We start from the raw sequence: 10,523 nt of genomic DNA, 5'->3' as shown, positions 1-10,523 counted from the left end.
TCGTTCCAGCTCTTCAGCCAGCCCGTCATCGTTTCGATCTCCGGTGCCTGGGCTGCCTTGATTTTGGTGGCCAGGTCAGTGACCGACGCGGGGATGTCTTTCTTTTGGAGCATCATCTCGCTCATTTCCACGGCCTGTTCGTGGTGCGGAATCATTCCCTGGGCGAACATGGTGTCGGCCGCGTTGTGTTCGTCCGCGGCAGCCGGTGCACTGCTGGACATCATGCCCGGGCCGTGGTCCATGCCCGGCATGGAACTGCCGGTCGAGGCGGAGCTGGAGGTGGCGGAGGATCCGGGTGTCCCGGTTGAGCATCCGGCGAGGGCGAGTGCCGCGGCGNCCATGCCCGGCATGGAACTGCCGGTCGAGGCGGAGCTGGAGGTGGCGGAGGATCCGGGTGTCCCGGTTGAGCATCCGGCGAGGGCGAGTGCCGCGGCGATGGCGGTGGCGGAAAGGGTCAGAAATTTCTTGTTCATCATTGGTATTCAAGTCCTTCAAGACATCAGGGGGCGCGTGGGCGCGATGGGAGTGCGTGCATCAGTGATGCGCCGGACGGGTCCGCAGGGGAAGCGTCGGACGGAGACGGGCGCCGGTCAGGTCACAGCGCTGGCCCTGTCTTACGTTCGGCTGATGCAGAGCTCGCCCGGCGAAGGGCTGCCGGGAAGATAGGACCACCGCGCGCTGGTCGTGGTGAGGGCCCCGGTGTTGGTGCTCCGGGCGATGATTCCGATGCCGGGCAGCGGTGCTGCCAGGGAGCCGGTCTTTGCCGACGGGGTACAAGCCTCGGTCATGGCCTGCATGCTGGTGCAGTTGCCCGAGTCCCTACACTGCACGGTCCGGGCACTTGTCTCGTCCTGGACCCCGGGCTTGTCCGGGGCAGAAGACCGCCCTTGAGCATGTTCTCCGGTGTGGCCGGCAGGGGATGAATTGTGATGGGCGCTGACAGCGGCTGCCGCTGTGGCCGGTGAGTGCATGGCATGGGTGGTGGTCATGACATGCATGCCGAAAATCCCGGCAATAAGGGCCAGGACGGCTGCGAGGAGGCCCGCCCGGTGGAGGACCGCGATCGCGGGGGCGTGTGCTTGTCCGGTCATACGGTGCTCCTCCCTTGTGTTCCGGGCGTGCTGTTGAACGTTGCCATTCTTTCTATCTCAAGGCTACCGGCCGGGCGGCATGGTCCTCACCCCTCCCAACGATCCGCCGGCAGGTTCTGTTTCCACCGTCCCGTGTGCCGCTGCTCCCGGCAGTAGGGTACTTCGGCCCTTGCAGGGCAGAGCAGGTGGGGAAACACTAAGGGCAACATGGCGGAGAATGTGTGGAAGGGCGGTGTTTATGAGCGGGAACGGTGTGTTCAGGATCGTGGTGGGAGTGGATGGTTCTGCTCCCTCGCGCGTCGCTTTGGAATGGGCGGTGGATGAGGCGCGGCGGCGCAACGGAGAAGTTCAGGCGGTGACGGCGTGGCAGTTCCCGACGGTGACGGTCGGGATGGAAGGTCTGGTCCAGGACCCTGAGGTCTTTTCCCAGGCCGCCCGTCGGCTGCAGGAGGAGACGCTGAAGCGGGTGGACAGCACTGGGGTCCTCGTAAACGGTGAGGTTGTCCAGGGCGGCGCGGCCTCCGTGCTCCTCCAGGCGGCTGAGAAGGCTGATCTGGTCGTTGTGGGATCCCGGGGGCTGGGAGGATTCACCGGGTTGCTGCTCGGCTCGGTATCGGCCCAGCTGGTTCATCATTCGCCCTCCCCGGTGCTCGTCGTCCGGGCCCGGCATGGTGACGGGGAATGAGCCGTCCGAGGACGGGACCGGACTTCCGGGCCGTGGAAGCAGCAGCGTGACAGCGGAGCATTCCTCGCATCATCCGTCGGCAGCCTCTGGCCAGCAGGGCGCAGTTCCGCCAGCAAATACCCTCCGGGGCAGGTTTCACGCGCTGTGGCACACCCTTGTCGGTGCGGTCGGTCTAATCATGGGGCTCCTGCCGCACGTCCTGCACCATATCGGGCTGCTCGCCGGGACCGCGCTGGTCGCAGGATCCGGCGGCACTGCACTGTTCGGCGCGCTGGGGCTCCTTGCCTCGATTCCCATGCTGGTCCGGCTCTACCACCGGTTTGGCAGTTGGGCTGCGCCGGCCCTTGGCCTGCTGGTCTTCGCCGCCATGTTCTCCGTGTCGGCGTTCGTCATTGGTCCGGCCATCAGCGGCACGGGGACCGAGGTCCCGGGCCCCGTACCCACCGTGGACCATACCGACGACCACACCGATCCTGGTCACTGACACTCGCATCGGGCCAGGGGCGGGGAGACCCGGGAAGCGGGACTCCCCGTTCCTGCTGGAGGGTGAACGACTAGTTCGCACCGGCCAGGGCGTAGCCGGAGGACCGGACTGCCTCTGCCAGGGCATTCGGGTCCGCGGTGCCGGTGACGTTGAGCCGGGACGTGCCGCCAGGGACCAGGTCCACGGTTGCGGACTGTACTCCTGATACGCCGGACACGGCCTTTTCAACGGTCTGGACACAGTGCCCGCAGGTCAGTCCTTCCAGGGCGTACTGCGCACCGGAGCCCTGCACCTGCGGCTGGGCCGCGGCTGCAGCTCCGGCCCGGGTGTCCGCGGCCGGGGAGCAACAGCCGCAACCATGCTGTGCAGCGGAGGCCAGAGGAAGTTGGGTCCGTGATTCGCTGGTTCCACACATGTCAGTTTTCCTTCGGAAGAGGGATGCAAAAGGGACTGTTGGGGATGAACGGCTGTAATGGCTTCGGGGGCCTGGACAAACCACGTCACTGACAACACCAGCAATATACCCCCTAGGGGTATATTTGCGCAAGGGGTTATTGTCGGAGGAAAACCCCACAACGGTGGTGGACCGGGCCATTGGGCCCTATCCCGGCGGGCTCCGCGGCCGGAAGATCAGGTGCATGAGCAGCCTCCCCGATTCGCGCCGTCCTGTACCACCCGGGCCAGCGGGCGACCCTTTCCAGCCGTGGACCCAGACGCTGCTGATCGTCCTCATCGCGGCGGCGGCGGTCTATCTGATCACTAACCACTGGCTCCATGTCCTGGATGCGCTGCCTTATCTGGGTGTGGTGCTGGTGATGGGCTTCTGTATGTTCGGGCATGGAAGCCATGGAGGACACGGAAGCTCGCATCGGGGGCACGGCGGGCAGGATGGCGGGGAAGCGCCCGGACGCCCCGGGACCGGAGGAGGTACCGGCCATGTCCACTGACTACGGGTATGACCTGTGGTGGCTGGTGATCATCAATTCGGCGGTGTTCATCATTTTCGCGTTCAGTTTTGTCCGGCCCAGGACGAAACTGGACTGGCGGGCGCTGGGCGGGTTCTCAGCCTTCATCGTGGCGCTGTTCACCGAAATGTACGGCTTCCCGCTAACCATCTACCTGCTCTCCGGCTGGTTGGGTGACCGGATACCCGGCGGGGATCTGCTGAGCCACAACACGGGCCACTTGTGGCAGGACCTGGCAGGGTGGCAGGGTGACCCGCACCTGAGCCCGCTTCACCTTCTGAGCAACCTGCTGATCGCGGCAGGGTTCATCCTGCTGTACCTGTCCTGGCAGGTTCTGTTCGCGGCCCAGCGGGACCACCGCCTGGCGGTCACGGGCCCGTATGCCTGGATCCGGCATCCCCAGTACGTGGGGTTCCTGATCATCATGGCCGGCTTCCTGTTGCAGTGGCCCACCCTCCTGACCCTGCTGATGTTCCCGGTCCTGGTCATCGTTTACCTCCGCCTGGCCCGGCGGGAGGAACGGGCGATGGACGCGGAGTTTGGCGTAGCCTACGCGGCGTACCGCCGGCAGGTTCCCGGATTCGTCCCCCGCATCGGACACCGGTCACCGGACGCGGGGCAGACACTGCAAAAGGGCCCGTGATGGGCCGGCGGCCGGGCAGGAACGCGGAGACCGGTCCGGCACCATGCTGTTCCTGGCGATAAAGAACCTGGTGCAGGAAAAGACCCGGCTGCTCATCAGCGTCGGCGGGGTCGCGTTCAGTGTGCTGCTGATCATGAGCATCCAGGGCCTGTACCAGGGCTGGAGCAACAAGATCGGCGAATACATCCGCACGGTGCCCGCAGACTACTGGATCACCCAGACCGGGGCGACCGATATGTTCCACACCCCCTCGGTACTGCCCCTGACAGTGCGGGACTTCCTGAACGGTGTTGAGGGGGTCGCCAGCGCCAAACCGTTCAGCGGCCGCCGCGTCGCCTTCGCGCACAACGGCAAGGACATCAACCTCTACGTCATCGCCGACGACGTAGAGAACAACGTCGGCGCACCGGCCCGGGTCGTCGAGGGCAAAGCCGTTCCCGGCGAGGGCGAGATCATCATTGACCGGGTGGTGGCACGCAGCGAGAACATCCGGATCGGAGACACCATCCCGATCGCCGGCAGGACGCTGAAAGTCGCCGGCTATTCCGAAGGCGGATACATCCTCAGCTTCTCCTTTGCCTTCGCGACGAAGGAAGACGCCGAAAGCATCCTCCAGCTTCCCGGCGCCACCAACTTCTTCCTCGTCACGGTCGAAGACGGTGCGGCCGCAGGGGACGTCGCGTCACGGATTGAAGCGGATCCGGCGGTGGATGCGATCACGAAGGACAGGTTTGTGGAAAACAACACAAACATTGTCCGGGACACGTTCCTGCCCATCATCCTGGTCCTGCTGCTGATCGGGATCGCCGTGGGCATGACGGTTATCGGCCTGACCATCTTCACCTCCACTATCGAAAAAGCCCGTGAATACGGGGTCCTGAAAGCCATCGGGGTCAGCAACCGCCAGCTCTACACCGTCGTGGTGGAACAGGCCGTCACCGCAGCCGTGCTCGGATACGCCCTCGGGGCGGCCCTGGCCCTTGCCATCAACGCAGTGGCGGGGAACTATGTCCCGGAATTCATCACCGAAATCCGGTGGCTTGATGCTGCCTGGATTTTCGCCGTGACGATGGTGATGGCCGTGGTGTCCTCACTGTTGCCGGTCCGGCGGCTGGCCCGCATCGACCCGGCCGAAGTGTTCCGGGCATGAGCGTCGTCTCCGTCCAGGACGTGTCCAAGACCTTCAGCTCCGGCCACACCGCCGTGACCGCCGTGGACCATGTGTCCCTCGAGGTGGAGGCCGGGGACATTGTGCTCGTGATGGGACCTTCGGGGTCCGGCAAAACCACCCTTCTGTCCATGATCGGCACCCTCATGTCTCCCACGACGGGGCGGATCCTCATTTCCGGGCAGGACACCTCCACCCTCGCACCGGCCCAATTGTCCCGGCTGCGGCTGCGCGAATTCGGCTTCGTCTTCCAGACCTTCAACCTGCTCTCAGCGCTGACCGCGGAGGAAAACGTCATGGTGCCCCTGCTCACGGCAGGGATGCACCGCAAGCCGGCTCGGGCCAAAGCCCGGGCGGCCTTGGAGCAGCTCAAGCTCGGGCACCGGCTCAGAAACCTTCCCCGGGATCTGTCCGGCGGGGAAAAACAACGCGTCGCCATCGCCCGGTCCCTGGCGAATGACCCCCGGCTGATCCTCGCCGATGAACCCACCGCGAATCTGGACGCCAGGACCGGTCAGGACGTGACTTTGCTGCTGTGTGAAACGGCGTGCCGGGAAAACCGCGCGGTCATCATCGTCAGCCATGACCAGCGGCTCCGGACAGCCGCGAAACGGGTCATCACCATCGAGGACGGCCGCCTCACCACTGAAGAAGACGGGGAGCACAACCAGAACTGCCGCATGCACGCCAGGGCGGGATCGTCATGAAAATGACAGATGAGGAACTGCTCGCAGCCCTGGCCGACCCGGCCGAAGACCCGGCCCGGATGGAACGGATCGCGGCCGAGATCGGTGCCGGCTTCCGTCTGTTTTCGGGCAGGCTTGGGAAGGCTGTTACCGTCTTCGGGTCCGCACGCCCGGGCCCGGCCGATCCCCGCTATCAGGCAGCACAGGCCCTGGGCTCACGCCTGGCCGGCGCCGGTTTCGCGGTGATCACCGGCGGAGGCCCGGGCCTGATGGAAGCGGCCAACCGCGGCGCCCTTGAAGCCGGAGGCGCCTCGGTTGGCCTTGGCATCGAACTTCCGCGCGAACAGTCGCTGAACCCCTACCTTAATGTGTCCATGTCCTTCCGGTACTTCTTCGCCCGGAAGCTCATGTTCATCCGCTACGCTTCGGCCTTTGTGGTGCTGCCCGGCGGGTTCGGCACCCTGGATGAACTTTTTGAAGCCCTCACCCTCGTCCAGACCGGAAAAATCCACGAATTCCCTGTGGTCCTGATCGGCACCGACCACTGGTCAGGGCTTATGGATTGGATCCGCGACCACCTCCGGGACCAGGGATTCGTCGCCGCCAATGACTTGGGGCTCCTGCGGGTGACCGATGACATCGACGAAGCCATTGAACTGATCCAGCACTGCCACCTGCGCCAGCTCGCCCTTTGAACCCGGACGGCGGATCCATGAGCACGCCAGACACACAGGGGCGGGGAGCCCCCGCGGCTGCAACGATGCTCTGGATTACCGGCGTGTGGGGTCTGTGCTTTTTGGCCATCAGGCAGGGGCTGCAGGATGCGCCGGTGCTGTGGTTCGCCGCCCTGCGGGCACTGATCGCTGCAGGTGCACTGCTGCCGCTTTGCCTGGTTCAGGGCAGGGGAATCCCCAGGGGACGGCGGACCTGGACACTGATAACGCTGATGGGGATTGTGAATGTCACTGTTGCCTTCGCTGCGATGTTCGCCGGGACCGCAGGAATGGCCATTGGCGCCGCGGCGGTCCTGGCCAACGCCCAACCCCTGCTGATCATCCTGCCCGCCTGGTGGATCTACGGCGAGGCCGTCTCGGTGCGGACGATGTTCGGAATCGTGGCCGGGTTCGCCGGGCTCCTGGTGGTCGGAGTGGCCAGCGGCGGCGGAACAGGGGCCTGGCTGTCCGTGCTCGCGGCCGCAGCCGTCACCGCCGGGGCCCTGCTCTCCCGCACCCTTCGGTACGTGGACCTCGTCGCGGCCGCTGCCTTGCATTTCCTGATCGGCGGGCTGCTGCTGGCCGGCATGGCCACCCTCAACGAACCGGGCGCGGCGATCAACTGGTCCCCGCAGTTCCTTGCGGTCCTGTTATTCCTGTCCCTGGCAGGGACGGCGGCGGCGTTCCTGGCCTGGTTCCGGGAGGCGGCCCGGTCCCGTCTGGATCTCCTGACCGCGTGGACCCTGCTCGTGCCCGTCATTGGTGTGGCAGTGTCCCTGTTCCTCCCCGGGGAACGCCCGGCCCCATGGGCAGCAGCCGGTACCGGCCTGGTCCTGGGCTCGCTCTGGCTTGTCCTTCACCAACCGGACGGCAGGACCGTCCAGGGCAAGGTGACTAAAGACTCTGACACAGGCAGCCGGGAGGGACAATAGTGAAACCAGGGAACCGGCGGTCCGGGAACGGAGAGGAAACAGCGATGATGTATTGGGACGGGAACATGGGCGTCTGGGGGTACATCCTGATGGGCGTGAGCTTTGTGCTGTTCTGGGGTGCCGTCATCACCGCGATTATCCTTTTCTCCCGCTCCATGGGAGCAGGGAACCGCCGGTACGACGCTGGCGGGCACGATACCGGCATCGCCGAGCACCTACTGGCGGAACGGTTTGCCCGCGGTGAAATCGACGAGAGCGAGTACACCGCACGGCTCACCGTGCTGCGCCGCGGCCGCCGAGCATGACGGCAGTGGTCCGCCGAGCCCTGCCGGAACCGTGGGCTGCCCCCCCCAGCGGGTATACGTTGGGTGTAACCGGAAAAGACGTCCCGGGCGAAAGCCCGTACGCAGTGAAGGTCCAGGCACCGGATGGCCCCGCCGTTGCCCACCCTCGGACACCACTGCCTAAGGACGCCCCATGATCTGCTCACACCACACCCGCTCCCCAGCCCGGCACAGACAGGATCCAGGCCAGGCTGCCCCGGCTGCCCGTCCGGCAGAAGCAAGGCGGACGGAGGAGAGGCAGTGACAACAAACCTCAAGAGCACCGTCGTGGAAGTCCAGGGCCTGCACTGGACCACTTCCAAGGCGGTCGTGGAAAACGTGCTGCGCCAGCGGCCCGGTGTCGTGGCCGTCGACGCGAACCCGGTCGCCCAGACCGCGACCGTGAGCTTTGACCCGTCAGTAACCTCGGTGGGGCAGATCTCCGGATGGGTACGCGACTGCGGGTACCACTGCCGGGGCGAATCGGTCCCGAACCACGTCTGCTACCCCATGGACGAAACAACGGGCACCGCCGGGATGAAACACGGCACTACCACGAAACCCGGCGCCGGCCACCAGGCCTCCGGCCATGTCCACCCGGTTACCGCCCATCCAATGGATCATGCGCATCCGGCAAAGGATGACCACGCAGCGATGCATACAGGCCATGCCCCGGAAATGACGGAACCTCACACGGGGCATGCCCATCCGCCAGCGCACAGCCATGCCGGGAACGGCCCGCAGGGCGGGGCGCCCCGGTCCCAGCAGGACATGATGGGCCACGGCGGACACCATGCCGGGATGTCGATGGATGACATGGTGAAGGACATGCGCAACCGGTTCCTGGTCGCCGCCATCCTGTCTATCGGCGTCACACTGTGGTCTCCCATGGGCAGGGACATGCTCGGCTTCACCGCTCCCACCCCGTTCGGTCTCCGCGACGACGTCATCGCCCTGATCCTGTCCCTGCCCGTCATCTTCTACTCCGCCTGGATTTTCTTCGACGGCGCTTACCGGGCGCTGAAGGCCCGCACCCTGGACATGATGGTCCTGGTCGCGATCGCCGTCGGCACCGGATGGTTGTACAGCGTCTGGATCACCTTCACCGGGGGCGGCGAAGTCTTCTACGAAGCCGCCACCGTCCTGGCCTCCTTCGTACTGCTGGGCCACTGGTTCGAAATGCGGGCCCGGGGTGGGGCGAACGAAGCCATCCGCACACTCCTCGAGCTCGCCCCGCCGGTGGCCCTGGTCCTCCGCGACGGTGAGACGGTGGAGATCCCCACCTCCGAAGTCCAGACCGGAGACCTGCTGCTGATCAGGCCCGGATCTAAAATCCCGGTCGACGGCCAGGTTGAGGACGGCCAATCGGAGGTCGACGAGTCCATGGTCACCGGCGAAAGCCTGCCGGTAACTAAGACCACCGGCTCGGAAGTGATCGGGGCGTCCATCAACACCACCGGCACCATGCGGGTCCGGGCCACCAAAGTCGGTGCCGACACGGCCCTGGCCCAGATTGTCGCGCTCGTGCAGGAAGCTCAGAACTCCAAGGCACCGGGCCAGCGCCTCGCGGACCGGGCAGCGTTCTGGCTCGTCCTGGTCGCCCTGATCGGCGGAACCGTCACCTTCGCTACCTGGTTGGCGCTCGGCGCCGGGGTACAGGCGGCCATGCTGTTCGCCATCACCGTTGTCGTCATCACCTGCCCTGACGCGCTGGGCCTTGCCACGCCGACAGCGATCATGGTCGGCACCGGGCTCGGCGCCAAACGCGGGGTCCTGTTCAAGAACGCCACGGCCCTGGAGGTTTCGGCCCGCATCGACACCGTCGTGATGGACAAAACCGGCACCCTCACCAAGGGCGAACCGGAAGTCACCGACGTCGTCGTTGAAGGGATCGACCACAACGAACTCCTCGCTCTGGTCGCCGCCGTCGAACAGGAATCCGAGCACCCCCTCGCCGCTGCCGTCGTCCGCCACGCCCGCGAAAACGGCGCACCCACCCTGGCTGCATCGGACTTCCTGAACGTTCCCGGCCACGGCGCCGGCGCCACCGTCGACGGGCGCCGGGTACTGGTCGGCAACCGCAAACTCATGGCCGACGAAGGCATCGACCTGGGCCCCCTTGCCACGGTACGGGGTGAGCTGGCCGCGACCGGCCGGACTGCGGTGCTCGTCGCCGTCGACGGGAAAGCCTCCGCGGTGATCGCGATGGCCGACGCCGCCAGGGAAACCGCAGCTCCCGCCGTGGCCGCCCTGCACGAGGCCGGCATCGAAGTCGTCATGCTCACCGGAGACAACGAGGCAACGGCCAAGAGAATCGCAGGCCAACTTGGCATCGACACCGTCATCGCCGAGGTGCTCCCCGGGGACAAATCGGCAAAGGTCGCCCAGCTTCAGCAGACGGGAAAGAAAGTCGCGATGGTCGGCGACGGCGTCAACGACGCCCCGGCGCTGGCGCAGGCCGACCTGGGCATCGCCATCGGCGCCGGCACCGACGTGGCCATCGAAACAGCGGACGTGGTCCTGATGCGCTCTGATCCGCTGGATGTGCCCATCGCCCTGCGCATCGGCAAAGGCACCCTGCGAAAAATGCGGCAGAACCTGGGCTGGGCCGTGGGGTACAACGCCATAGCGCTGCCCATCGCAGCCGGGGTCTTCGTCTTCGCCGGACTTAAGCTCAGCCCCGAGATCGCTGCCCTGTCGATGTCCGGTTCCAGCTTCCTGGTCGCCGTCAACGCCCTGCTGCTCAAGAGGCTCCGGCTGCCCCGCCCGGAAACACCCGAAGCCACCACCGCCCGCACGTCCCGGCCGCTCACCCCTGCCGGAACCCGCTAAG

General features: G+C 65.9%; 12 protein-coding genes and 1 pseudogene. 10 read left to right on the top strand and 3 right to left on the bottom strand.

Features of this window, described 5'->3' with window-relative positions; all coding sequences use genetic code 11:
* Window positions 1-336: pseudogene (locus tag ASG77_RS12600) on the bottom strand (DUF305 domain-containing protein); the annotation flags it as partial.
* A gap of 278 nt (window positions 337-614) precedes the next feature.
* Entirely contained in the window at window positions 615-1,091 is a 477-nt protein-coding gene (locus ASG77_RS12595) for a hypothetical protein (protein WP_056345961.1), read from the bottom strand.
* Between the two features lie 238 nt (window positions 1,092-1,329).
* Here ASG77_RS12595 and ASG77_RS12590 point away from each other — a divergent pair, with 238 nt between their 5' ends.
* Window positions 1,330-1,776: a universal stress protein gene (locus tag ASG77_RS12590; protein WP_056345959.1), complete on the top strand. Its 447-nt coding sequence runs from the start codon at window positions 1,330-1,332 to the stop codon at window positions 1,774-1,776.
* A 178-nt stretch (window positions 1,777-1,954) separates the two neighbouring features.
* Window positions 1,955-2,260, top strand: coding sequence for a hypothetical protein (locus ASG77_RS12585; RefSeq protein ID WP_235564500.1), 306 nt, complete (start codon window positions 1,955-1,957; stop codon window positions 2,258-2,260).
* A 70-nt stretch (window positions 2,261-2,330) separates the two neighbouring features.
* Here ASG77_RS12585 and ASG77_RS12580 read toward each other — a convergent pair whose 3' ends face one another.
* Window positions 2,331-2,675 carry a heavy-metal-associated domain-containing protein gene (locus ASG77_RS12580; protein ID WP_056345955.1) on the bottom strand — a complete coding sequence of 115 codons (345 nt, stop codon included), beginning with the start codon at window positions 2,673-2,675 and terminating at the stop codon, window positions 2,331-2,333.
* Between the two features lie 223 nt (window positions 2,676-2,898).
* Between ASG77_RS12580 and ASG77_RS21395 the strand changes: the two genes are divergently transcribed.
* The 8 genes from ASG77_RS21395 (at window position 2,899) to ASG77_RS12545 (ending at window position 10,522) form a co-directional block, all read left to right on the top strand.
* Window positions 2,899-3,207 (top strand): DUF2933 domain-containing protein, encoded by a 309-nt coding sequence (locus tag ASG77_RS21395; RefSeq protein ID WP_082576012.1) that lies wholly within the window; start codon window positions 2,899-2,901, stop codon window positions 3,205-3,207.
* On the top strand, window positions 3,197-3,868 hold the full coding sequence (locus ASG77_RS12575; RefSeq protein WP_056345990.1) for a methyltransferase family protein: 672 nt from the start codon (window positions 3,197-3,199) through the stop codon (window positions 3,866-3,868). Before ASG77_RS21395 ends, ASG77_RS12575 begins: the two co-directional genes overlap by 11 nt.
* A 70-nt stretch (window positions 3,869-3,938) precedes the next feature.
* Window positions 3,939-5,018, top strand: coding sequence for an ABC transporter permease (locus ASG77_RS12570; protein ID WP_162254941.1), 1,080 nt, complete (start codon window positions 3,939-3,941; stop codon window positions 5,016-5,018).
* The gene (locus tag ASG77_RS12565) at window positions 5,015-5,743 is read left to right on the top strand and encodes an ABC transporter ATP-binding protein (RefSeq protein WP_056345951.1); all 729 of its coding nucleotides are present in this window, start codon (window positions 5,015-5,017) and stop codon (window positions 5,741-5,743) included. Before ASG77_RS12570 ends, ASG77_RS12565 begins: the two co-directional genes overlap by 4 nt.
* A gap of 2 nt (window positions 5,744-5,745) precedes the next feature.
* Window positions 5,746-6,417 carry a TIGR00730 family Rossman fold protein gene (locus ASG77_RS12560; RefSeq protein WP_235564498.1) on the top strand — a complete coding sequence of 224 codons (672 nt, stop codon included), beginning with the start codon at window positions 5,746-5,748 and terminating at the stop codon, window positions 6,415-6,417.
* Between the two features lie 17 nt (window positions 6,418-6,434).
* Window positions 6,435-7,367: a DMT family transporter gene (locus ASG77_RS12555; RefSeq protein ID WP_056345947.1), complete on the top strand. Its 933-nt coding sequence runs from the start codon at window positions 6,435-6,437 to the stop codon at window positions 7,365-7,367.
* A gap of 44 nt (window positions 7,368-7,411) precedes the next feature.
* Window positions 7,412-7,672, top strand: coding sequence for an SHOCT domain-containing protein (locus tag ASG77_RS12550; RefSeq protein ID WP_200950760.1), 261 nt, complete (start codon window positions 7,412-7,414; stop codon window positions 7,670-7,672).
* Between the two features lie 279 nt (window positions 7,673-7,951).
* Window positions 7,952-10,522: a heavy metal translocating P-type ATPase gene (locus tag ASG77_RS12545; protein WP_056345946.1), complete on the top strand. Its 2,571-nt coding sequence runs from the start codon at window positions 7,952-7,954 to the stop codon at window positions 10,520-10,522.
* Window position 10,523: the final 1 nt, after the last annotated feature.

It is taken from the genome of Arthrobacter sp. Soil762 (genome assembly GCF_001428335.1).
In the GTDB taxonomy this organism is placed as follows: Bacteria; Actinomycetota; Actinomycetes; order Actinomycetales; family Micrococcaceae; genus Arthrobacter.
This window is presented reverse-complemented; position numbering and strand designations above follow the sequence as displayed.